The organism is Pseudaquabacterium inlustre, assembly GCF_038066595.1.
GTDB classification, from domain to species: Bacteria; Pseudomonadota; Gammaproteobacteria; order Burkholderiales; family Burkholderiaceae_C; genus Pseudaquabacterium; species Pseudaquabacterium inlustre.
The window spans coordinates 90929-112215 of record NZ_JBBUTH010000008.1 but is presented as its reverse complement, the minus strand read 5'-3'; the positions used below and the strand labels follow the sequence as shown (position 1 = coordinate 112215).

At 70.3% G+C, this 21287-nt stretch carries 24 protein-coding genes; 7 read left to right on the top strand and 17 right to left on the bottom strand.

Annotation, left to right across the window (positions count from 1 at the left end; translation table 11 throughout):
- Window positions 1-54: 54 nt before the first annotated feature.
- From AACH10_RS15110 to AACH10_RS15085, 6 genes are all read right to left on the bottom strand, one after another.
- On the bottom strand, window positions 55-1149 hold the full coding sequence (locus AACH10_RS15110; protein ID WP_341411279.1) for a M48 family metallopeptidase: 1095 nt from the start codon (window positions 1147-1149) through the stop codon (window positions 55-57).
- Window positions 1150-1165: 16 nt separating this feature from the next.
- Complete coding sequence (locus AACH10_RS15105; RefSeq protein ID WP_341411278.1) at window positions 1166-2353, bottom strand: YjgN family protein; 1188 nt, start codon at window positions 2351-2353, stop codon at window positions 1166-1168.
- A 78-nt stretch (window positions 2354-2431) separates the two neighbouring features.
- Entirely contained in the window at window positions 2432-3280 is an 849-nt protein-coding gene (locus AACH10_RS15100) for a DUF3667 domain-containing protein (protein WP_341411277.1), read from the bottom strand.
- Window positions 3281-3297: 17 nt separating this feature from the next.
- On the bottom strand, window positions 3298-4233 hold the full coding sequence (locus AACH10_RS15095; RefSeq protein WP_341411276.1) for a sugar kinase: 936 nt from the start codon (window positions 4231-4233) through the stop codon (window positions 3298-3300).
- Window positions 4234-4285: 52 nt separating this feature from the next.
- Entirely contained in the window at window positions 4286-5797 is a 1512-nt protein-coding gene (amaB, locus tag AACH10_RS15090) for an L-piperidine-6-carboxylate dehydrogenase (protein WP_341411275.1), read from the bottom strand.
- An 11-nt stretch (window positions 5798-5808) separates the two neighbouring features.
- Complete coding sequence (locus tag AACH10_RS15085) at window positions 5809-6927, bottom strand: saccharopine dehydrogenase family protein (protein WP_341411274.1); 1119 nt, start codon at window positions 6925-6927, stop codon at window positions 5809-5811.
- Window positions 6928-7060: 133 nt separating this feature from the next.
- On the opposite strand from AACH10_RS15085, the gene AACH10_RS15080 reads away from it, so the two are divergent.
- Together AACH10_RS15080 and AACH10_RS15075 are read left to right on the top strand one after the other, a co-directional pair.
- A complete protein-coding gene (locus tag AACH10_RS15080; RefSeq protein ID WP_341411273.1) occupies window positions 7061-7495 on the top strand; it encodes an Lrp/AsnC family transcriptional regulator in 435 nt (144 codons plus the stop codon).
- 23 nt (window positions 7496-7518) lie between these two features.
- Entirely contained in the window at window positions 7519-8076 is a 558-nt protein-coding gene (locus AACH10_RS15075; RefSeq protein WP_341411272.1) for a GNAT family N-acetyltransferase, read from the top strand.
- A gap of 16 nt (window positions 8077-8092) precedes the next feature.
- Here the strand turns inward: AACH10_RS15075 and holA are convergent, their stop codons facing one another.
- From holA to AACH10_RS15040, 7 genes are all read right to left on the bottom strand, one after another.
- On the bottom strand, window positions 8093-9190 hold the full coding sequence (holA, locus tag AACH10_RS15070) for a DNA polymerase III subunit delta (RefSeq protein WP_341411271.1): 1098 nt from the start codon (window positions 9188-9190) through the stop codon (window positions 8093-8095).
- Between the two features lie 52 nt (window positions 9191-9242).
- Entirely contained in the window at window positions 9243-9782 is a 540-nt protein-coding gene (locus tag AACH10_RS15065) for an LPS-assembly lipoprotein LptE (protein ID WP_341411270.1), read from the bottom strand.
- 5 nt (window positions 9783-9787) lie between these two features.
- The gene (gene leuS, locus AACH10_RS15060; RefSeq protein ID WP_341411269.1) at window positions 9788-12442 is read right to left on the bottom strand and encodes a leucine--tRNA ligase; all 2655 of its coding nucleotides are present in this window, start codon (window positions 12440-12442) and stop codon (window positions 9788-9790) included.
- 50 nt (window positions 12443-12492) lie between these two features.
- Complete coding sequence (locus tag AACH10_RS15055; RefSeq protein ID WP_341411267.1) at window positions 12493-12915, bottom strand: ExbD/TolR family protein; 423 nt, start codon at window positions 12913-12915, stop codon at window positions 12493-12495.
- A gap of 25 nt (window positions 12916-12940) precedes the next feature.
- Complete coding sequence (locus AACH10_RS15050; protein ID WP_341411266.1) at window positions 12941-13591, bottom strand: MotA/TolQ/ExbB proton channel family protein; 651 nt, start codon at window positions 13589-13591, stop codon at window positions 12941-12943.
- A gap of 79 nt (window positions 13592-13670) precedes the next feature.
- A complete protein-coding gene (gene dapB / locus AACH10_RS15045; RefSeq protein WP_341411265.1) occupies window positions 13671-14486 on the bottom strand; it encodes a 4-hydroxy-tetrahydrodipicolinate reductase in 816 nt (271 codons plus the stop codon).
- Complete coding sequence (locus AACH10_RS15040) at window positions 14483-15034, bottom strand: outer membrane protein assembly factor BamE (protein ID WP_341411264.1); 552 nt, start codon at window positions 15032-15034, stop codon at window positions 14483-14485. Before AACH10_RS15040 ends, dapB begins: the two co-directional genes overlap by 4 nt.
- A 99-nt stretch (window positions 15035-15133) precedes the next feature.
- Here AACH10_RS15040 and fur point away from each other — a divergent pair, with 99 nt between their 5' ends.
- Window positions 15134-15586 carry a ferric iron uptake transcriptional regulator gene (gene fur, locus AACH10_RS15035; protein ID WP_341411263.1) on the top strand — a complete coding sequence of 151 codons (453 nt, stop codon included), beginning with the start codon at window positions 15134-15136 and terminating at the stop codon, window positions 15584-15586.
- Window positions 15587-15657: 71 nt separating this feature from the next.
- Here fur and hprK read toward each other — a convergent pair whose 3' ends face one another.
- From hprK to hpf, 3 genes are all read right to left on the bottom strand, one after another.
- A complete protein-coding gene (hprK, locus tag AACH10_RS15030) occupies window positions 15658-16611 on the bottom strand; it encodes an HPr(Ser) kinase/phosphatase (RefSeq protein WP_341411262.1) in 954 nt (317 codons plus the stop codon).
- A gap of 25 nt (window positions 16612-16636) precedes the next feature.
- Window positions 16637-17107 carry a PTS IIA-like nitrogen regulatory protein PtsN gene (gene ptsN / locus AACH10_RS15025; protein WP_341411261.1) on the bottom strand — a complete coding sequence of 157 codons (471 nt, stop codon included), beginning with the start codon at window positions 17105-17107 and terminating at the stop codon, window positions 16637-16639.
- Between the two features lie 214 nt (window positions 17108-17321).
- A complete protein-coding gene (gene hpf / locus AACH10_RS15020; RefSeq protein ID WP_341411260.1) occupies window positions 17322-17672 on the bottom strand; it encodes a ribosome hibernation-promoting factor, HPF/YfiA family in 351 nt (116 codons plus the stop codon).
- Between the two features lie 410 nt (window positions 17673-18082).
- Here hpf and AACH10_RS15015 point away from each other — a divergent pair, with 410 nt between their 5' ends.
- From AACH10_RS15015 to AACH10_RS15000, 4 genes are all read left to right on the top strand, one after another.
- On the top strand, window positions 18083-18703 hold the full coding sequence (locus AACH10_RS15015) for a response regulator (RefSeq protein ID WP_341411259.1): 621 nt from the start codon (window positions 18083-18085) through the stop codon (window positions 18701-18703).
- A 28-nt stretch (window positions 18704-18731) separates the two neighbouring features.
- A complete protein-coding gene (locus tag AACH10_RS15010; protein WP_341411258.1) occupies window positions 18732-19103 on the top strand; it encodes a response regulator transcription factor in 372 nt (123 codons plus the stop codon).
- Between the two features lie 202 nt (window positions 19104-19305).
- Window positions 19306-20268, top strand: coding sequence for a magnesium/cobalt transporter CorA (gene corA / locus AACH10_RS15005; RefSeq protein WP_341411257.1), 963 nt, complete (start codon window positions 19306-19308; stop codon window positions 20266-20268).
- Between the two features lie 165 nt (window positions 20269-20433).
- Window positions 20434-20832 (top strand): energy transducer TonB family protein, encoded by a 399-nt coding sequence (locus AACH10_RS15000; RefSeq protein ID WP_341411256.1) that lies wholly within the window; start codon window positions 20434-20436, stop codon window positions 20830-20832.
- Between the two features lie 10 nt (window positions 20833-20842).
- On the opposite strand, the gene AACH10_RS14995 is transcribed toward AACH10_RS15000, so the two are convergent.
- Window positions 20843-21283: a nuclear transport factor 2 family protein gene (locus AACH10_RS14995; protein ID WP_341411255.1), complete on the bottom strand. Its 441-nt coding sequence runs from the start codon at window positions 21281-21283 to the stop codon at window positions 20843-20845.
- Window positions 21284-21287: the final 4 nt, after the last annotated feature.

Genomic DNA, 21287 nt, shown 5'->3' with positions numbered 1-21287 from the left:
GCACACCGGATCGGCGTGGCGGCGCAAAGGCCGGGAAAGGGGGAAACCCGGATTTTAGTCGGTGGCCACCATGCGCCGCACGCGCTCGGCGTCGGGCGGGTGCGTGGCCAGGCCGATCGGCAACTCGACCGTGGCGCCGTCGCCGTCCTGGCGGGCGCTGCCGGCGCGGGCCGGCCCGGCGCGCAGGCGCTCGAACAGCAGGGCCATCACCTGCGGCGAATGGCCGTTGGCGCGCAGCAGGCGCGCCGCCTCGGCGTCGGCCTCGAACTCGAAGCCGCGCGAGTAGGCGGCGTGGCTGAACACCACCGGCACCAGGGCCAGCAGCGACGACACATCGCCCAGCACCAGGCTGCTGACGCCGGCCACCACCGCGCCCTGCACCAGCATGCGCATGCCGTGGCGGTGCTGCACATGGCCCAGCTCATGGCCCAGCACGCCCATCAGCACCTCGGGCCGATCGGCCAGCAGCTGGGCCAGGCTGTCGGTCAGCACGATGTGGCCGCCCGGCAGCGCGAAGGCGTTGGGCCCGATGCCACGCTCGGGCGTGGCGCGAAAGTGCAGCGTGTAGGCCGGCAGCGGCGCCAGGCCGCGCGCACGGCGCTGCGCATCGGTGCGCTGCACTGCCTGCTGGAACTGGCTGCGGATGGCCGCCTGGCGCGCATCGGGCAGCGCGCTGGGGCGCAGCATCTCGCGCTCGAACTGCGCCAGGCCGGCGTCGCCCAGCTGCGTGTCCACCTTGGCTGGCACGAAGGCCAGCACGCCACGCGCCAGCGCCGGCAGGCCCCACAGCCAGGCCACCGGCACCGCGGCGATGGCCAGCACCAGCGCCGCCAGCACGCCGCGCCAGCTGAGGATCCATCGGTTCACCCAGCCCGGCCCGGCGCCCTGGGCCGCGGCCCAGGCATCCCAGGCTGCGGCATCCGGGCCCACCAGCAGGCCGTGGCCGGGCAGGTAGGCCTGGCGCTGGCCATGGCGGCTGCGTTCGGGCCAGCTCACCTGGCGCCAGGGCAGGCGGCGCAGTTCGCGGCCGTCGGCGTCGGCCTCGATCAGCAGCGCGCTGCCGGCACGCCGCAGCCGCGCGGTCTGCGGGCTGGCGCTGTGGCCATCGAAGTACTGGACGGTCAGGGGGGCAAGGTCGCTGGCGGTCATGGGGTGCAGGCCGGGCTCAGAGCCCGACGTCGATGTCCAGCAGGTCGCCGGCGGCGTCGCCCACCGCGCTGCCGGCGCTGGGGGCGGTGCCGGCCACCCACAGGGCGGGGTCTTCGCTGGCCTCGATCTGCAGGCTGCCCAGGCGCAGCGCGGTCAGGCGCACCCAGCCGAAGGGCCAGTACAGGCCCAGCGTCAGGGCCGTGAACACCAGGTTGCGGGCCAGCTGGGCCATCACCGGGCGCACCTCCAGCGCACTGAGGAAGCGCAGCTTGTCCGAGCGCGTGTGGCCCCAGATCAGGTTCTGCATGCGCGCCAGCAGGTAGGCCTGGCCGAAGATCAGCGCGGTGACGTAGCCCAGCGCGATCATCCCCATCAGGCCGATGAACACCACCGCGCCGGTGTGGGCGGGTTGCTTGTGCGACGACAGCGCCGGCAGCAGGATGGCGGCCACCACGCCCACCAGGAACACCGGCAACACCACCACCATGCCGGCGCGGAAGTTGACGCCGTAGAACGCGCCGGCGGTGGTGTCCAGCCGCGTGGTCTGCCCGGCCCAGTGGTAGTGGGCATGCTGGTAGCGCTTCATGCGGAAGGCGACCCATGGCCACAACAGGCCGGTCGCCAGCGGCGCAAGCGCCAGCCACCACGGGGCCTCGGTGCCGGGCTCGGCCGGCCGCACGAACGAGGCCAGCGCCAGTGCAGCCGGCAGCAGCATCGGCGCCACGGCCGCATAGGCCTCGCCCAGGCTGCCGGTGAACTGCAGGCGCACGCCGCGCCAGCTGGTGTTGGCCAGACGAAAGCGCAGCGAGGCCTGCCACAGCGCCGGCCACAGTGCCGCCAGCGCGGCCGAGGCCAGCAGGCCGGCCGTGGCCGAGAAGCGCCCGGCAGCCAGGTACACCCCCGCGAACACCAGGATCAGCAGGTGGCCGCGCAGCATCTTCCACGCATCGCCATGGAAGCCGAGCGGCTGCCCGTCGACCAGCGTGTTGGCGTACTGCCAGCGCAGCCGCCGCAGCTTGGCGAACGGGGCGTACAGCGTCAGCGTCACCAGTGTCAGCAGCAGGTTGACGATCCAGATGCGCAGGTACTCGCTGCCCGATCCGGTGAATCGCAGCGCCAGCTGGCGTGTGGCCGGGGCCGACGGGGCTGACAGGTCGGACGGCGAGGTCCAGCCGGGGGCCATGCGCGCGGCGTGAAAGTCCATGGAATCCTCCCTCCGGGGTCGAGCAGCCCCGCTGCGGCGGCAGTGTAGGGTGGGGGCGCCGCGCGGCCGGGCGTCGCCTCACGCCAGCAGCGTATAGAGCCCCAGTGCCGTGGTCGTGACCAGCAGTGCCAGCCCCTGCGCCAGGCCGATGGCCAGCACCCGCAGCGCGCGCACCCAGCGCCGGTCGCGGTAGACGCGGCCCAGCGCCAGCCAGCCATGCACCGGCACCGCCAGCAGCGCCAGCACGATCAGCCAGTCCCAGCCGCTGAGCATCAGGCCCAGCATCAGGAACCAGAAGGCGTGCAGGTGCAGCGCGAACACCAGGTGCTCGGTGTAGTGCAGGCGCCGGTTGCGGTAGGCCAGTTGCAGCCACAGCGCGAAGCTGGGCAGCAGCACGAACATGGCCGTGCCCAGGTTGCCCAGGAAGCGCTCACCCAGCGTGCTCACCTGGCGTGCCAGCGCCTGCGGCGCCAGGTCCAGCCGCTGCTGCAGGTTGGCGCACATCCAGGCCGGCAGGCGCTGGCAATAGAACACGCCGTCCTTCATGCCGGCCTCGCCCGGCCCCAGGCGCAGCTGCACATTCGGCATGCGGTGGCTGTCGGCCGGCAGGTCGGCCACGTTGACGTTGACATGGGCCACCGTGCGCATCAGCAGCAGCACCAGCACGCTCACTGTGAGGTACAGGCGCAGCGGCAGCACATAGTGGCGGCGCCGGCCGCGCAGGTATTGCACGGTCAGCTCGCCCGGCCGGCGCAGCAGCAGCGCCAGCGTGCGCCACAGCGCGCCCTCGGTGGACAGGTAGGCACCGCCGAACTGCTGGCCCAGCTCCAGCAGCGTGGGCGGGCGCAGCCGGGTTTCCTGTCCGCAATGGCCGCAATAGGCGGTGACCGGTTGCGGCAGGGGCTGGCCGCAGTTGGCGCAGTGCACGGAGGTCGTGTGGGGGCTCAATACGGCCAGGCGATGCCGGCGGCGGCCATGTCGGTGGCGCGTGGCAGCGGCGCCACCGCGCCCCAGCCGCGGGTGCTGAGGGCGGCAGCCACGTTGGCGGCGCGCGCCGCCTGGGCCAGCGGCACGCCGTGCGCCAGCTGCGCCAGGCAGGCGCCGGCAAAGCAGTCACCGGCGCCGGTGGCGTCCAGCGCCTGCACCGGATGCGCGGGCAGGGTCTCGCGGCTGTGGCCGTCGCTGACGCGGCAGCCCTGGGCGCCCAGCTTCAGCGCCACGCGGGCGGCGCCTTGCGCATGGGCCCAGTCGATCACCGCGTCGGGCTGGCCGATGCCGGTGAGGGCGTGGATCTCGTCCAGGCTGGGCAGGAACAGGTCGCACTGCTGCAGCACGGCGCGCGCCATGGCCAGTGCGCGCGCGCCCGACCACAGCCGCGGCCGGTGGTTCAGGTCGAAGCTGACCTGCGCCCCCTCTGCGCGGGCCAGCGCCACGGCGTCGAGCACCGTGTCGCAGGCGGTGCCACTGATGGCCATCGAGATGCCCGACACATGCAGCCAGCGCGTGCGTGCCAGCAGCGCGCGCGGCAGGTGGCCGGGGGTGAGCTGGGTGGCCGGACTGTTCTGGCGTCGGTAGCTGAACTGGTGGCCGCCGTCGCCGTGGGTGACGAAGTACAGGCCGGTCTGGCCGCCGGCCACCACGCGCACGCCCTCGGTGTCGACCTTCTCGCGCTGCCACAGCGCCAGCAGCTCATGGCCGAAGGTGTCGTCACCCACCTGGCTGATGTAGGCGCAGCGCGCGCCCAGCCGGGCCGCGGCGATCACCGCATTGCTGGTGTCGCCGCCGTGGCCGCGGTGGAACTCGGGCCGGGCCGGATCGCGCTGGTTGAACTCGATCAGGCCTTCGCCGATGGCGACGATGTCGTAGAGGGCGTCGGACATGGTGGGCGCGATGATGCGCCGAAACCGCCGGTCTTGAAAAGCCCGGCGGCCGTCAGACGTCGAAGCGCACGCCCTGGGCGAGCGGCAGCGCGCGTGAGTAGTTCACCGTGTTGGTGGCGCGGCGCATGTAGTTCTTCCAGGCGTCGCTGCCGCTCTCGCGGCCGCCGCCGGTTTCCTTCTCGCCGCCGAAGGCGCCGCCGATCTCGGCGCCCGAGGTGCCGATGTTGACGTTGGCGATGCCGCAGTCGCTGCCGGTGGCCGACAGGAAGGTCTCGGCTTCGCGCAGGTCGTTGGTGAAGATGGCCGACGACAGGCCTTGCGGCACGCCGTTCTGCAGTGCGATGGCTTCATCGAGCGTCGCGTACTTCAGCACATAGAGGATGGGCGCGAAAGTCTCGTGGCAGACCACGGCGCTCTGCGCTGGCATCGTCACCAGCGCCGGCGCGGCATACCAGGCGTCGGCCTGGCCGTTGACATTGGCACGCGCGCCGCCGCGCACCTCGCCACCCTGGGTGCGGGCGTCGGCCAGCGCGGCCTGCATGGCGTCGAAGGCGCCCTGGTCGACCAGCGGGCCCACCAGCACGCCGGCCTCGCGCGGATCGCCGATCTTCAGGCTGGCGCGGGCGCGTTCCAGGCGCGCCACCAGCTCGTCGTGCACGCTGGCATGCGCGATGACGCGGCGCGTGGTGGTGCAGCGCTGGCCGGCCGTGCCCCAGGCGCCGAAGGCGATGCCGCGCACAGCCAGATCCAGGTCGGCCGTGGGGCTGACGATGATGGCGTTGTTGCCGCCCAGCTCCAGCAGGCAGCGGCCGAAGCGCTGCGCCACGCGCGGGCCCACGGCGCGGCCCATGCGGGTGGAGCCGGTGGCCGAGACCAGCGCCACGCGCGGGTCGTCCACCAGCGCCTCGCCCACATCCGCATGGCCGATCAGCAGCTGGCTCAGGCCCGCCGGGGACTCGTTGCCCGCCGCCGAGTAGCGCGCCAGCGCCTGCTCGAACAGCGCCTGCGTGGCCAGTGCGGTCAGCGGCGTCTTCTCGCTGGGCTTCCACACCACGCTGTCGCCGCAGACGAGTGCCAGCGCGGCGTTCCAGGCCCACACCGCGACGGGGAAGTTGAAGGCCGAGATCACGCCCACCACGCCCAGCGGATGCCACTGCTCCATCATGCGGTGGCCTGGGCGCTCGCTGGCGATCGTGAGGCCGTGCAGCTGGCGCGACAGGCCGACGGCGAAGTCGCAGATGTCGATCATCTCCTGCACCTCGCCTTCGCCCTCGCTGGACACCTTGCCGGCCTCCAGCGTGACGAGCGCGGCCAGATCGGTCTTGTGGGCGCGCAGCACCTCGCCGAACAGGCGCACCAGTTCGCCGCGGCGCGGCGCCGGCACCGCGCGCCAGGCCAGGAAGGCGGCCTGCGCGCGGCCGATGGCGGCGCGCATGTCCTCGGCCGTGGCCAGCGGCACCTGGCCGGTGGTGGCGCCGTCGATGGGCGAGCGGGCGCGCAGCGCCCCGCCGGTGAATTGCGAGGCGGGGACGCCCAGTCGGGCGAGGAGGTCGGAGGCGTTCATGGTCATGCCGTTCAAGCGATGGATTCGACCTGGCGCGACTGCTGATACGCGCGACCGAAGCGGTTGGCCAGGAAGGCGGGCAACTCTACCTGCTCCTGGCGGATGAAGCCGCTGGCCGGCAGCCGGCCCTCGCGGAACAGGTCGACGGCGGCGCAGATGCCGGCGGCCGTGGTGATCTGGATCGCCGACAGCGGGTTCGTGACATCCCGGTCGGCGAAGATCTTGCGCGCGAACACCTCCTGCACGAAGTGGCCGCGCTTCATGCCCGAGACGGTGACGAAGACCAGCACCACGTCCTGCATGGTGGCCGGCATGCTCTTGCGCAGGATGCCCTTGAGCAGTTCCTGATCCGTGGCCAGGCCCAGGTCATCCAGCAGGAACTTCATGCGCTCGCGGTGGCCGGGGTAGCGCACGGTCTTGTAGTCGAGGTGGCGCACGCGGCCAGCCCAGGTTTCGCACAGCGTGCCCAGGCCGCCCGAGGTGTTGAAGGCCTCGTACTCCACGCCGTCCAGGCTGAAGTGCTCCAGGCCTTCCAGCGGCAGGGCCTGGATGAAGGCACCGTCGTGGATGGCCTCGCAGGGGTGGCAGTACTCGTTGATCAGGCCGTCCACGCTCCAGGTCAGGTTGTATTTCAGCTGGTTGGTGGGGAAGGCCGGCAGCGCGCCGACGCGCATCTGCACGTCGCGCACGGTGTCGAACTGGCTGGCGAGGTGGTGCGCCACGATGCCGATGAAGCCCGGCGCCAGCCCGCACTGCGGCATGAAGGCAGTGGGTGCCCCTTCGGCCAGCGCCTGGATGGCCTTGGTGGCGGCCACGTCCTCGGTCAGGTCGAAGTAGTGGCAGCCGGCCTCGCGCGCCACGGTGGCCGCGGTGATGGCCAGGTGGTACGGCAGCGCATTGACGATCGTCTGCTGCCCCAGGCCGGCGCGCACCGCGGTCAGCAGTGCGGCGGTGTCCTCGGTGTCCACCTGCAGCGTGTGCAGCGCGGCGTCGGCCGGCATGGCGGCGGCCACACGGGCCAGCGCGGCGGGGTCGCGGTCGATCAGCGTGACGCTGTAGTCGCCGCTGGTGGCCAGCAGGCGGGAGATCGTCTGGCCGATGTGGCCGGCGCCGAGCAGGGCAATGCGCATGGTCTGGGCTCCTGGGGTCTGGGGGCAGGGAGGGGCAATGCGCTGGAGTCTGGTCAAGAGGCTTGCCGATTGAAAGGCCAGTTTCGTCAGGATGATTCAGAATCTCGCCGTTTCGACCAAGCTGATCGACGCAATGATTCAGGACGCCACCGACCGCGCGCTCGTCGCACTGCTGCGCACCAATGCCCGCGCGTCCACGGCCGATCTGGCGCGCCAGCTGGGCATCGCCCGCACCACGGTGGTGGCGCGGCTGCAGCGCCTGGAGCGCAGCGGCGCCATCGTGGGCTACACGGTGCGCCTGGGCCAGGACGAGGAGCGCCCGCGCGTGATGGCGCATGTGGGCATCTCCGTGGAGCCCAAGCGCTCGCGCGAGCTGGTGCTGCGCCTGCAGGCCATCCCCGAGCTGACCCAGCTGTACACGGTGAGCGGCGAGAGCGACCTGATCGCCGTGCTGCGCGCCGACAGCACGGCCCGGCTGGATGCCCTGCTGGATGAGATTGGCGAAACCGATGGCGTGCGCAAGACCACCACCTCGGTGGTGCTGGCGGTGCGGGTGGACCGCGCCTGAACCTGGACCTGGAGAACCCCGCCATGCCCCTGCCCGCCACCGATGCCATCGAGACCCCGCGCCTGCGCCTGCTGCCGGTGGCGGACGCCCACCTCGACGACCTGCTGGCCGTCAACGGCGACGATCGGGCCACGCAGTTCCTGCCCTATGCCAGCTGGGTGGATCGCGCCGATGCCGAGGCTTGGCTGGCCCGGATGCAGACCTTGCAGGCCACCGGCACCGCGCAGCAGCGCGTGCTGGTGCGCCGGGATGATGGTCGCGCCATCGGCACGCTGCTGCTGTTCAAGCACGACGAGGGCAGCCGCCGCATCGAGCTGGGCTATGTGCTGGCGCGCGAGCTTTGGGGCCAGGGCTACATGCGCGAGGCCGCGCAGGCCGCCTGCGCCCATGCCTTCGGCGCGCTGGGCCTGCGCCGCATCGAGGCCGAGGTGAACCCGGACAACGCGGCATCGTGTGCACTGCTGCTGCGCCTGGGCTTCACGCTGGAAGGGCGGCTGCGCCAGCGCTGGACGGCCAAGGGCCGCAGCTACGACACGAACCTCTACGGCCTGCTCGACACCGACCCGCGGCCGGCAGGCTGAATGCCCAACCAGCCGTTCAGGCTTCGAGGGCCAGCCGCACGCGCACCGCGGCGCGCCCGCGCGGGGCCGGCGGCGCGGCCACGGCCTGCACCAGCATCATGGCCAGGCGCTTCAGCGCATCCCAGGGCTCCAGCGGCCAGTGCGGGTGCTTCAGGCCCTTGACGATGCCATCACACACGCTGGCGGCTTCCACCAGGTGCGCCAGCTGGTGTTCGGCCAGCAGCGGGATCACGCGCTCGAACAGGCGCTCCTTGTTGCCCCACACGCGGCTTTCGCGCAGCGCCATCGGCAGCGGCTTGCCGTGGGCCATGGCGTCCTTCACGCGCTTGAGCGCGCGGATGTCCTCGGCCAGCGTCCAGTGCACCAGCACCGTGGCCTCGCCCTCGGCGCGCAGACCGTCCAGCATGCGCAGCGCCCGTGCGGTCTGGCCGGCCAGCACGGCCTCGCTGAGCTTGAACACGTCGTAACGCGCCACGTTCAGCACGGCGGCCTCCACCTGCTCGAAGCTCAGCTCGCCGGCCGGGTACAGCAGGGCCAGCTTCTGCAGCTCCTGGTGGGCGGCCAGCAGATTGCCCTCCACGCGGTCGGCGAAGAAGCCCAGGGTCTGCACGCCTGCCTCGCCCTCCGCCACGCGCTGGCCCTGCTTGGCCAGGCGCTGGGCGATCCACTGCGGCAGTGCGCGGCGTTCCACCGGGTCGACGCGGATGCTGACGCCTGCGCCATCGAGTGCTGTGAACCAGGCCGACTGCTGCTGCTGGCGGTCCAGCTTGGGCAGGTGCACGATGGTCAGCACGTCGTCGCTGAGCGACTCGCAGTAGCGCTGCAGCGCCTCCGATCCATCCTTGCCCGGCTTGCCGCCGGGGATGCGGATCTCGATCAGCTGGCGCTCGGCGAACAGGCTCATCGCCTGGGCCGCGCCCAGCACGCCCGACCAGTCGAAATGCGCGCCACTGACGGTGAACACCTTGCGCTCGCCATAGCCTGCGGCGCGGGCTGCGGCGCGCACCGCGTCACCGGCTTCCTGGGCCAGCAGCGGCTCGTCGCCGTGCACGGTGTAGACGGCCTTCAGGCCACGCGCCAGGTGGGCGTCGATCTGGTCGCTGCGCAGTTGCATCTTGAGGCGCGATTGTGGCGCCAGAACCGGGCCGCGGCGAGGGCTTGCAGCCTCAGCCGATTTGCACCCGCGACAACCGCCGCAGCACCTGCAGCACGATGTCGGTCTGCATCGCGGCGTAGAGCTCGGCCTCTTCCTGCTCCTTGGCCAGGGCCGAGGTCTCGCTGTAGCTCATGTCGCGCTCGAGCATCAGCTCGCTGTCGGGGATCAGCGTGCGGCCGGCGGGCGTTTCGGCGCGGAAGCTGAAGCGCACGCGCAGCGTCAGCTCGCGCACCTGGCCGGCAGCGGTGGACGCGGCCACCACCTTCTGGCGCCGGTCTTCCTGCACGCGCAGCAGCACCTGGGCCCCGGCTGGTGCCGTCAGCACCTGCACCTGGCTGCCCAGACGCTGTCGCAGCTCGGCGCCCAGCGGCGAGGCCTCGGTGAAGCCCAGCAGGGCGATCTTGCTGAACGGCAGCACCGGCTCGCTGCGCAGCGCGAAGCCGCAGCCGGTCAGCAGCGCGCCCAGGCCACCACCGGCCACCAGCGCTGCGCCGTGGCGCAGCAGGCGGCGGCGGGGCAGGGCGGGTGGGTGCACGGGCGTGGTGGCCACGCCGCTCACACCACCACGTTGACCAGGCGGCCCGGCACCACGATCACCTTCTTCGGTGCCTTGCCCTCGGCGAACTTGGCGAACTCGGCACTGGCCAGCGCAGCGGCCTCGATGCCGGCCTTGTCGGCGGCGGCCGGCACCTTCACGGCGCCGCGGGTCTTGCCGTTGATCTGCAGCACCAGTTCCACCTCGTCCTGCACCAGCGCGGCCTCGTCCACCGCGGGCCAGGGGGTATCGAGCAGCTCGCCCAGGCGGGCGGCGTAGCCCAGCTCGGTCCACAGGCCGTGGGTGATGTGCGGGCAGGCCGGGTACAGCGCGCGCAGCAGCACCGAGACGGCTTCGCACAGCACCGCCGTGTCGCCATCGCTGCCGTCGGGCTTGAAGCCTTCCAGCGCGTTCAGCAGCTTCATGCAGCCCGAGACCACGGTGTTGTACTGCATGCGCTCGTAGTCGTGGCTCATCTGGCGCAGCACCAGATGCATCTCACGGCGCAGCGCCTTGGCCTCGGCACGCAGCGCGGCCTGGGACAGATCGCCCGCCGTCGCGCGCTTCAACGCCTCGGCGTTCTTCGCGCCGAAGGCCCACACGCGCTTGAGGAAGCGGTGCGCGCCTTCCACGCCGGCGTCGTTCCACTCCAGCGTTTGCTCGGGCGGGCTGGCGAACATCACGAACAGGCGCGCGGTGTCGGCGCCGTAGCGGTCGATCAGCTCCTGCGGGTCGACGCCGTTGTTCTTGGACTTCGACATCGTGCCGACGCCGCCGTAGTCCACCGCCGAGCCGTCGCTCTTCAACTTGGCGCCCACCACCTTGCCGCCAGCATCAAAGACGTTCTCGACCTCGTGCGGCCAGAAGTACTCGATGCCGCCCTGCGCGGTGCGGCGGCTGTAGATGTGGTTCAGCACCATGCCCTGGGTGAGCAGCTTGGTGAAGGGCTCGCTGACCTGCACCAGCTTCAGATCGCGCATCACCTTGGTCCAGAAGCGGGCGTACAGCAGGTGCAGGATGGCGTGCTCGATGCCGCCGATGTACTGGTCCATCGGCATCCAGTACTTCGTGCCCTCGGCCACCATGGCCTGGTCATTCACCGGATCGCAGTAGCGCATGAAGTACCACGAGCTGTCCACGAAGGTGTCCATCGTGTCGGTCTCGCGGCGCGCCGGCTTGCCGCAGCAAGGGCAGTCCACCTTCAGGAAGGCCTCGCTCTTGTTCAGCGGGTTGCCGCTGCCATCGGGGATGCAGTCTTCCGGCAGCACCACCGGCAGGTCCTTCTCGGGCACCGGCACGGGGCCGCAGGACTCGCAGTGGATGATCGGGATCGGCGTGCCCCAGTAGCGTTGGCGGCTGATGCCCCAATCGCGCAGGCGCCAGGTGGTCTTCTTCTCGCCGAGGCCCTTGGCGGCGAGCAGTTCGGCCACCTTGCTGACCGCCTCCTTGTGGGTGAGACCGTCCAGCACGCCGCTGTTCACGCAGCGCGCACGCGGCTTGTCGCCGTACCACTCGGCCCAGGCGTCGGTGCTGAAGGCCTCGCCTTCCACGGCGATCACCTGGCGGATCGGCAGGCTGTACTTCTTGGCAAACGCGAAGTCGCGCTCGTCATGCGCCGGCACGCCCATCACCGCGCCGTCGCCATAGCTCATCAGCACGTAGTTGCCGACCCACACCTCCACCTGCGCGCCGGTGAGCGGGTGCGTCACGAACAGGCCCGTGGCCTGGCCTTCCTTCTCCTTGGTGGCCAGTTCGGCCTCGGTGGTGCCGCCGGCCTTGCAGGCCTCGATGAAGGCGGCCAGCGTGGGGTTCGACGCCGCCGCGTGCGTGGCCAGCGGATGCTCGGGCGCCACGGCGCAGAAGGTCACGCCCATGATGGTGTCGGCGCGGGTGGTGAACACCCACATGCGGCCGTCACCGATCAGCGCACCGCTGGCATCGCGGATGTCGTGCGTGAAGGCGAAGCGCACGCCCTCGCTCTTGCCGATCCAGTTCTCCTGCATCAGGCGCACGCGCTCGGGCCAGCCGGCCAGGTAATTCGGGTCTTCCGGGTTGCTCACCGCCGACAGCAACTCGTCGGCGTAGTCGGTGATCTTCAGGTAGTAGCCGGGGATCTCGCGCTTTTCCACCGGCGCGCCCGAGCGCCAGCCGCGGCCGTCGATGACCTGCTCGTTGGCCAGCACGGTCTGGTCCACCGGGTCCCAGTTCACCACCTGGGTGCGGCGCTCGGCGATGCCCTTTTCCAGCATCTTCAGGAACAGCCATTGGTTCCAGCGGTAGTACTGCGGCTGGCAGGTGGCGACCTCGCGGCTCCAGTCGATGGCCAGGCCCATGGCCAGCATCTGGCCCTTCATGTGGGCGATGTTGGAGTAGGTCCACTGCGCCGGCGGCACCTTGTTCTTCATCGCCGCGTTCTCGGCCGGCAAGCCGAAGGCGTCCCAGCCCATGGGCATCAGCACGTTCATGCCCTTCATGCGCAGCTGGCGCGTGAGCATGTCGTTGATGGTGTAGTTGCGCACATGGCCCATGTGCAGCTTGCCGCTGGGGTAGGGCAGCATCGAGCAGGCGTAGAACTTGGGCCGCGTGTCGTCCTCGACCACACGGTAGGCATCGGTCGCGTTCCAGTGCGACTGGGCGGCCGCTTCGACCTCGGCGGGGGCGTATTTCTCGTTCATACCCCCGATTGTAGGAGGGGGGTCTGGCCGCATGCGGCCAGGGCCGGGACTCAGCGCGCCGGCGGGCCTTCGGTGACGAAGCCGATGCGCACCAGCCCGGCCTGCTGCACCAGGCCGATCAGCTCGGCGATGCGGCCGTAGGGCACGGCCTGGTCGGCGCGCAGCTGCACCTCGGTGGTGGCGTCGCGGGCGGCGGCTTCCCGCACGCGGGCCTGCAGTTGGTCGGGCTTCACCGGCTCGTCGCCCCAGAACAGCTGGCCCTGGGCGTTTACCGCCACGGCCACCGCGCTGGGGGCGGCGCTGGGCGTGGCGCCCTGGGCCTTGGGCAGGTCGAGCCGCAGGCTGCTGCTCATCAGCGGCGCGGTGATGATGAAGATCACCAGCAGCACCAGCATCACGTCGATCAGCGGCGTCATGTTGATGTCGCTCATCGGCTGCGAGGCCGACGATCGCTCAAGGCGGCCAAAGCTCATCGCTGGGCGCGTCCGCGGTGGTGCATCAACGGCCGCCGTTCACGACCATCTCGCGCAAATCGTGCGCGAAGCCTTCGAGCTCGGCCTCGCAGCCGGCCACCCACTTGCCGAACAGGTTGTAGGCCAGCACGGCCGGGATGGCCACCGCCAGGCCGGCGGCGGTCATGATCAGCGCCTCGCCCACCGGGCCGGCCACCTTGTCGATGGTGATGGCGCCGGCGGCCGAGATGCTCAGCAGCGCGTGGTAAATGCCCCAGACCGTGCCGAACAGGCCGATGAACGGCGCCGTGCTGCCGATCGAGGCCAGCAGCACCTGGCCGTACTGCAGGCGCAGCAGGCTGCGGTGCATGGCGTCGCGCAGCCGGCGGGTGATCTGGCTGGCGCGGTCGGCGCGGGTGGCCAGCGTGCCGGTGGCCTCGTCGGCCACAGCGGCGTCCAGCAAAGGCAGCAGCACCGCCTCGCGGTCGAGGGCCGACAGGCGCTGGCGGCCGGTGTCCACCGTGTCGGCGCCCCAGAACGCGGCGATGGCCAGCGCCAGATCGCGCCGGGCGCGGTTCAGGCCATGGCCCTTCCAGAGGATGACGACCCAGGCGCTGACCGACATGGCCAGCAGCAGCACCGCCACGGCCCGGCCGATGGCGTCGCTCTCGGCCCAGAACTGTGCCAGACCCTGCATGGCCTCAGCCCCGCCGGGCCGCCCCAAGGGGCTGAGAGCCCCCTCGGGGGGCAGGAGCGAAGCGACGTGGGGGCATGGCTCAGGCGGCCTTGAAGCCCAGCACGTCGCCCATGTCGAACAGGCCGCTGGCGCGCGTGGCCAGGAAGCGCGCGGCGCGCAGGCTGCCCTGGGCGTAGCCGGCGCGGCTGGACGACTTGTGCGAGATCTCGATGCGCTCGCCGGTGCCGGCGAACAGCACCGTGTGGTCGCCGATGATGTCGCCGCCACGGATGGTGGCGAAGCCGATGGTGGACGGATCGCGCTCGCCGGTCACGCCCTCGCGGCCGTAGACGGCGCAATCCTTCAGGTCGCGGCCCAGCGCCGCGGCCACCGTCTCACCCATGGCCAGCGCGGTGCCGCTGGGGGCATCGACCTTGTGGCGGTGGTGGGCCTCGATGATCTCGATGTCGTAGCCCTGGCTCAGCGCGCGGGCGGCCTGGTCGAGCAGGCGCATCACCACGTTCACGCCCACGCTCATGTTGGGCGCCAGCAGGATGGCGGTGCGCTCGGCGTGGCCGCGGATCTCGGCCTTCTGGGCCTCGCTGAAGCCCGTGGTGCCGATGACCAGCTTGACGCCGGCGGCCGCGCAGGCCGCGGCATGCGCCAGCGTGCCCTCGGGGCGGGTGAAGTCGATCAGCACCTGGGCGTTGGCCAGGCCGGCGGTCAGGTCGGACGTGATCGGCACACCGGTGTCACGGCCGGCGAACGCGCCGGCATCCTGGCCCAGTGCCGGGCTGCCCGGCACGTCCAGCGCGCCGGCCAGCTGGCAGTCGGGCGCAGCCAGCACGGCCTCGACCAGCATACGACCCATGCGGCCGGACGCGCCGGCGATGGCGATGCGCAGCGGCGTGCTCACGAGGCCTCCAGCGGCGGATAGCTGCGCTGCGGCGGCGGTGTCTCGGTCGGTGGCGCATCCACCTTGGCCGGGCGTGGCAGGGCCTGCCGTTCCTCGGGCGTCAGTTCCAGCACCGGCTTCTTGGCGTCGGCGCGCACGCGGCTGATCGAGTTGACGAACTCGTGCTCACCGGGCGGGTCGGGCGCCTCGAGCTTCTCGAGCTTGTCGCCTTTGAACCAGGCCACCACGCTGCGGCGCTGCGGCTCGGTGCCGGGGCGGCGGATGGTGAACACGTAGTCCCAGCGGTCGGCGTGGAACACGTCGGTCAGCATCGGCGAGCCGAGGATGTCGCGCACCTGGGCACGCGCCATGCCCGGCTTGATCAGCGCCACCTGTTCCTTGGTGACGACGTTGCCCTGCACGATGTCCATGCGGTAGGGGGTGATCACGCCGAGGAAGGTGTCGGCCTGGCTGATGCTGGGCAGCGACGGCAGGTAGGAGCAACCGCCCAGGCCCAGGGCCAGCATCAGGGCCAGCGGCAGGCGGGCGACGGAACGAACGGGGGACATGCTGCGCAAGAGGCCTGCCATGCGGTGGGGGTGCGAAAGGGCACTGCATTGCGCAGCACCGGCGGCTGGATATGATCCGGCGATTCTAGCGATGCCACCATGCCGCACACCGACGGAACCCCGCAAGCCCGCGTCGACGAGCTCAAGAGCAGCGGCCTGAAAGCCACCCTGCCCCGCATCAAGATCCTCGAGGTCTTCCAGCGCACCACCGAGCGCCACATGACCGCCGAGGACGTCTACAAGGCCCTGCTGGTCGAGGGCGCCGACATCGGCCTGGCCACGGTCTACCGCGTGCTGATGCAGTTCGAGCAGGCCGGCCTGCTGTCGCGCAGCCATTTCGAGAGCGGAAAGTCGGTGTTCGAGCTCAACGAGGGCCGGCATCACGACCACCTGGTGTGCCTGACCTGCGGCCGCGTCGAGGAGTTCTACGACGCCGAGATCGAGCAGCGCCAGCGCGCCATCGCCCAGAGCCATGGCTTCGACCTGCAGGACCACGCGCTGTCGCTGTATGCCGTGTGCAACAAGCCAGCCTGTCCGCACCGGGGTAAGTAACCGCTTCTGAGCGCCAGCGGGCCGGGCGCCGGGCCGCACACGGGCCGGCCCGCACCCGCCTGGCGGGGGCGTCAGTCGTCCGGTTGCTGCATCGCGCGCTGGTGGCGCTGGATGAATTCCTGGTACGTATCGATGCCGCGCAGCTGCAGGATGGTGTTGCGCACCGCGGCCTCCACCAGCACCGCCAGGTTGCGGCCGGCGTCCACCGCGATCACCACCTTGCGCACCGGGATGCCGAGGATCTCCTCGTACAGCGGCTCGTAAGGCAGGCGCTCGAACTCGCGCTCCATCGTCTCCTTGCGCACCAGGTGCACGATGAGCTTCAGGCGCATCTTCCGGCGCACGGCGGTCTCGCCGAAGATGGCCTTGATGTCGAGCAGGCCGATGCCGCGCACTTCCAGCAGGTTCTGCAGCAGCTCGGGGCAGCGGCCTTCCAGCGCGCTCTGGCTCACCTTGTACAGATCTACCGCGTCGTCGGCCACCAGGCCGTGGCCGCGGCTGATCAGTTCCAGGCCCAGCTCGCTCTTGCCCAGGCCCGATTCGCCGGTCAGCAGCACGCCCAGGCCCAGGATGTCCATGAACACGCCGTGGCGCGTGATGCGGTCGGCGAACAACTGCGCGAGGTAGGCGCGCACGATGTCGATCACCTGGCCGGCCGATTCGCTGGTGACGAACAGCGGAATCTCGGCGCGGTCGCACATGGCCACCAGCCGGTCGGGCGGGGCCACGCCGTCGGCGCCGATCAGCACCGGCGGCTCCAGCGTGACGATGCGCGCGATGCGGCGCTCCTGGTCTTCCGGCGCCGACTGCGACAGGTAGGCCACCTCGCGGCGGCCGACGATCTGCACCCGGTAGGGGTGGATGTAGTTCAGGTAGCCGACCAGGTCAGCGGCGCTCTGCGCGTCGCGCACGGCGGCGTCGTCGAAGCGGCGCTCGGGGTGCGCGTGACCGGCGATCCACTCCCAGCGCAGCACCTCGCGCTGCGCCTCGAACAGCGCCTCGGCGCTGATGGATGTGGGTTTCACGCGGTGGCTGCCGGCAGCGAGAGCGTCAGGCCACCGACTTCAGCGGCGCCCAGTCCGAGATCAGCTTGTGCAGCGCCTCGGCGGTCTCGGCCGTCTTCAGCTGCTCGCGCAGCGCACGGTCGGACAGCATCTCGGCGATCTCGGACAGGATTTCCAGATGGCGCTGCGTGGCGGCCTCGGGCACCAGCAGAAAGATCAGCAGGCCCACCGGCTCGTCGTCGGGCGCGTCGAACGGAATCGGCTGCTGCACGCGGATCACCGCGGCCAGCGGATTCTTCAAGCCCTTGATGCGGCCATGGGGAATGGCCACGCCATGGCCCAGGCCGGTGGAGCCCAGGCGTTCTCGGGCGAACAGGTTGTCCGTGACCGTGGCCCGCGCGATGGCATGCTGGTTTTCGAACAGCAGGCCGGCCTGTTCGAATGCGCGCTTCTTGCTGGTGGCATCCACATCCACCAGCACATTGCTGGCCGGCAGGATGGCGGCGAGACGGTTCATGGCTTTGCCCCCATGCAGCGCCTGGCGTCGATTGGCGCGACCACGGGTCGGGTGACAGAGCGACGCATTATAGAAAGGGCTTGCTGCACTGCAGTGTGGACTTGCCCCGCACGTGCGGGATGTTGTCAAGATGATGAAAAGTCGCCGCGCGGCGATGAAAAACGGCCCCGAGGGGCCGCTTTGTGGGAGGGCTGGAAGCCCTGCGCGGTGTACGTCAAGGGGCTTCGGCGTCCAGCATCATGCTGCGCTTGGTGGTGGCGTGGTGGTGGTCCTGCAGGCGGTCCTTGTGGCGGACGACCTGGCGGTCCAGCTTGTCCATCAGCTGGTCGATCGCCGCGTACAGATCCTCGTGGGACTGTTCGACGAAGATGTCACGACCCTTCACATGCAGCGTCACTTCGGCCTTCTGTCGGCGTTCCTTCTCCTTCAGCTTCTCGACCGTCAGCAAAACGGAGACATCGACCACTTGGTCGAAATGTCGCGTCACCCGATCCAGCTTGGTGAGCACGTACTCACGAAGCGCCGGGGTCACTTCCAGGTGGTGACCGCTGATCGTCAGGTTCATCGAAGCGTCCTTTCAAATGGTTTCCAGTGCGCGTGGACGGGCCTTCACAACCGGTCGGGCTGCTTGTCGAACCGCGCCCGTCCGAGTCCAGTGTGCGCCTGTTTCGCGCCGTCTGACAATAGCCATGCCCGGTGTAGGATGCTGAGGTTTGCCAGTTCCTGCACAGAGCTTGCGGGCCGTTCGCTGGGACGCGTTTTGTTACATACTGGCAGAGTTTCCATCCGCACTTACCATGAGATCGGCGGCCGTCGCGGCCGGCAATCGCGGTAAAGTGGCAAAAACGGCGGCATTTGCGTGCATCGCGGCGCCGGGGCGGCCCGGCCGGCGCAGGTTGGCACGGCGCCCCGACGTCCGAAGCGGCATGCCGAGGCACCACCCCAGACCCAGGAGCCGTGACCGGCGGCAGCCCGATGCGTAAGAGCGCCACCAACGACGACGTGTTGTCCACCCGAGAAGCGGCCGAACGGCTGGGCGTGGCCCTGCGCACGGTGCAGCTGTGGGTCGAGAGCGGCGTGCTGCCGGCCTGGAAGACCGCCGGTGGCCACCGTCGCATCTCGCGCACGGCGGTCGAGCGCCTGATCGAGGAGCGTCGCAACGCGCTGGCCGGCGAGGGCCGCACCGAGCCCGAGGGCGACGGCAGCCTGTTCAAGGTGATGGTGGTCGAGGACGAGCCGCAGCTGCTGCAGCTGCTGATCATGGTCATCAAGGGCTGGGAACTGCCGCTGGAAGTGAGCGGCGCACGCGATGGTTTCGACGCGCTGCTGCAGATGGGGCGCAGCTGCCCCGACCTGCTGATCACCGACCTGAACATGCCCGGCATGGATGGTTTCAAGATGATCGCCTCGCTGCGTGCCCAGGGCCCGGCCTTCGGCGCGATGGACATCGTGGTGGTCACGGCGCTGTCCGAGTCCGAGATCGCCCAGCGCGGTGGCCTGCCCGAGGGTGTGCGCGTGTTCCACAAGCCGGTGCCCTACGACCACATCGAGCAGCTGGTGCGCGACCGGCTCGGCGGTCTGGCGGCAGCGGCCTGAGCGCGCGGGCGGCCGCGTGCACGGCCCCATGCCCCGCGTGCTGATCGTCGACGACCAGCCCGACATCCGGCGCCTGATCCGCATGACGCTGGAGGAAGAGCCCTTCGAGCTGCAGGAAGCGGCCGACGGTGACGAGGCGCTGGCCGTGGTGGCCGCCTGGCGGCCCGACCTGATCCTGCTGGATGTGATGATGCCGGGTCGCCATGACGGCCTGCAGGTGTGCGCCAGCGTGCGTGCCGACCCTGCACTGGCCGCCACCCGCGTGGTGCTGCTGAGCGCCCGCGCCGATGGTGGCGATCGCGAGGCCGGACGGGCCGCCGGCGCCGACGAGTACCTGACCAAGCCCTTCAGCCCGCTGCAGCTGCTCGAGACCATCGACCGCCTGCTGCCCACCGCCTGAACTGACAGGGCGCCGAATGGCGCGATGCCATAATCCGCGGATCGTCGCTTTGGAGCACGGCCTTGGACCAGAGTCACCCTCGGTGACCGTCCACTCCAGATCCGTTCTGGGGTGAGGCGGTACACACGCAAGCCCCCATTCCCCACGGATCTTCGCCGGCCGCCTGCTGCACAGGCCGCCGCGCCGCGCAGGAGCAGTCTCCATGCTCAACATGTTCACGCTGGCCAACGGCCGGCTCGTGCAGACCGAGATCGCCGACCCCAGCGAGATGGCCCATTGCCAGCCGGTGTGGCTGGATCTGGAATCGCCCTCGCCGATGGAGAAGGCCTGGATCAGCAGCCGTTTCGGCCTGGCCATTCCCGATGACATCGTCGATGACGACCTGGAAGAGTCGGCCCGTTTTTACGAGGAAGACAACGGCGAGCTGCACATCCGCTCGGACTTCCTGATCGACGACGACATCACGCCGCGCAACGTGCGCGTGGCCTTCATCCTGAAGGACGGCGTGCTGTTCTCGGTGCACGGCGAAGACCTGCCGGTGTTCCGCCTGCTGCGGCTGCGCGCGCGGCGCATCCCGGCGCTGATCGAGGACGCCAAGGACGTGCTGCTGAAGCTCTACGACGCCGATGCCGAATACTCGGCCGACGCGCTGGAGGGCATCTACGACGCGCTGGAGAAGGTGTCGGCGCGGGTGCTCAAGCAGGACGTGGACGACAACGCCGCCGGTGATGCGCTCTCGGCCATCGCCAAGGAGGAAGACCTGAACGGCCGCATCCGCCGCAACGTGATGGACACGCGCCGCGCGGTCAGCTTCATGATGCGCAGCCGCATGCTCAACGCCGAGCAGTTCGAGGAGGCGCGGCAGATCCTGCGCGACATCGACTCGCTGGACAGCCACACGGCCTTCCTGTTCGACAAGATCAACTTCCTGATGGACGCCACGGTCGGCTTCATCAACATCAACCAGAACAAGATCATCAAGATCTTCTCGGTGGCCAGCGTGGCGCTGCTGCCGCCCACGCTGATCGCCAGCATCTACGGCATGAACTTCCAGCACATGCCCGAGCTGAGCCAGCCCTGGGGCTATCCGTTCGCGCTGGGCCTGATGGTGGCTTCGGTGGCCGCGCCGTTCATCTACTTCCGCCGCAAGGGTTGGTTGCGCTGAGCCCACGGTCCCGCGTCTGGCGGATGTAACAAAGAACACGCCTGTGCTAGCGTGCCGGCTGTCACGGCGCGTCTTCACGGCCGGCCTCTACACTGTTCGCCCATGCTTGCCCTGCACCGCGTTTCCCGCCTGTCCCTGGCTGCTCTGGCCGTCGGCGTCCTGAGCATGGCCCCCGCCCGGGCCCAGTTCGCGATGGTGCCGGCGCCGCTGCCGCCGGCGCTGCAGCCCAGCCAGGCCGAGAGCGATGCCGACTACCGCGCCGAGGCCGCCAAGCACCTGTACGCCACGTACCCGATGCGCGTTTACAAGGGCAAGATGCCGCCGCTGCTGTACGGCGTGGCCATCGTCGAGACCGAGATCGATGCCGAGGGCAACCTGATTGACGTGCGCATCCGCCGTCCGCCCGCCGCGCCCGAGGTGGGCCCGTGGATCGTGCAGATGATCCGCAAGGCAGCCCCGTTCCCGCCGCCGGCCAAGCTGGGCAAGGCGGTGTACCAGGACATCTGGCTGGTGCACAAGGGCGGCAATTTCCAGCTCGACACGCTGACCGAAGGCCAGCACTGAGCCGTTGCGCTCAGCTTGCGGCCAGGCGGCGGCGCAGCAGCCGCAACACCGCGCCCAGCACGGGCACCTGTTCATAGACCTGCTGCGCGGCATCCCAGTAGTCGCGGTGCAACTGCACGCGGCCGTCGGCCGCGAAGCGCAGGTGCGTGCCGCCGTGGATGCGCAGCGCCCGCCCGCGCAGGCGGAAGTCGAAGTCCCAGCTCAGGAAGGCCTCGTCGCCATCGGCCAGCCGGGTCAGCACCGTGAAGCGCGGCGCCTCCAGCGCGTCGAACATGTGGGCGAAGATGCGCTGGATCGGCGCCAGGCCGACCACGTCGTTGAATGGATCGACGAAACGCGCGTTGGTCGCGTACACCTCGCCCAGCTGCGCCAGCGACTGCGGACTCAGCTGCTCGAACAGCGTGATCACCCGTGCCAGCCGGGGATCGGCCACCGATGCGGGCATCGCCATGCGC

Coding starts and splice junctions, on each gene's coding strand:
- AACH10_RS15110 (WP_341411279.1), bottom strand. CDS start 1,149: ATGACCGCCAGCGACCTTGCCCCCCTGACCGTCCAGTACTTCGATGGC.
- AACH10_RS15105 (WP_341411278.1), bottom strand. CDS start 2,353: ATGGACTTTCACGCCGCGCGCATGGCCCCCGGCTGGACCTCGCCGTCC.
- AACH10_RS15095 (WP_341411276.1), bottom strand. CDS start 4,233: ATGTCCGACGCCCTCTACGACATCGTCGCCATCGGCGAAGGCCTGATC.
- amaB (WP_341411275.1), bottom strand. CDS start 5,797: ATGAACGCCTCCGACCTCCTCGCCCGACTGGGCGTCCCCGCCTCGCAA.
- AACH10_RS15085 (WP_341411274.1), bottom strand. CDS start 6,927: ATGCGCATTGCCCTGCTCGGCGCCGGCCACATCGGCCAGACGATCTCC.
- AACH10_RS15080 (WP_341411273.1), top strand. CDS start 7,061: ATGATTCAGGACGCCACCGACCGCGCGCTCGTCGCACTGCTGCGCACC.
- AACH10_RS15075 (WP_341411272.1), top strand. CDS start 7,519: ATGCCCCTGCCCGCCACCGATGCCATCGAGACCCCGCGCCTGCGCCTG.
- holA (WP_341411271.1), bottom strand. CDS start 9,190: ATGCAACTGCGCAGCGACCAGATCGACGCCCACCTGGCGCGTGGCCTG.
- leuS (WP_341411269.1), bottom strand. CDS start 12,442: ATGAACGAGAAATACGCCCCCGCCGAGGTCGAAGCGGCCGCCCAGTCG.
- AACH10_RS15055 (WP_341411267.1), bottom strand. CDS start 12,915: ATGAGCTTTGGCCGCCTTGAGCGATCGTCGGCCTCGCAGCCGATGAGC.
- AACH10_RS15050 (WP_341411266.1), bottom strand. CDS start 13,591: ATGCAGGGTCTGGCACAGTTCTGGGCCGAGAGCGACGCCATCGGCCGG.
- AACH10_RS15040 (WP_341411264.1), bottom strand. CDS start 15,034: ATGTCCCCCGTTCGTTCCGTCGCCCGCCTGCCGCTGGCCCTGATGCTG.
- fur (WP_341411263.1), top strand. CDS start 15,134: ATGCCGCACACCGACGGAACCCCGCAAGCCCGCGTCGACGAGCTCAAG.
- ptsN (WP_341411261.1), bottom strand. CDS start 17,107: ATGAACCGTCTCGCCGCCATCCTGCCGGCCAGCAATGTGCTGGTGGAT.
- hpf (WP_341411260.1), bottom strand. CDS start 17,672: ATGAACCTGACGATCAGCGGTCACCACCTGGAAGTGACCCCGGCGCTT.
- AACH10_RS15015 (WP_341411259.1), top strand. CDS start 18,083: ATGCGTAAGAGCGCCACCAACGACGACGTGTTGTCCACCCGAGAAGCG.
- AACH10_RS15010 (WP_341411258.1), top strand. CDS start 18,732: ATGCCCCGCGTGCTGATCGTCGACGACCAGCCCGACATCCGGCGCCTG.
- corA (WP_341411257.1), top strand. CDS start 19,306: ATGCTCAACATGTTCACGCTGGCCAACGGCCGGCTCGTGCAGACCGAG.
- AACH10_RS15000 (WP_341411256.1), top strand. CDS start 20,434: ATGGCCCCCGCCCGGGCCCAGTTCGCGATGGTGCCGGCGCCGCTGCCG.
- AACH10_RS14995 (WP_341411255.1), bottom strand. CDS start 21,283: ATGGCGATGCCCGCATCGGTGGCCGATCCCCGGCTGGCACGGGTGATC.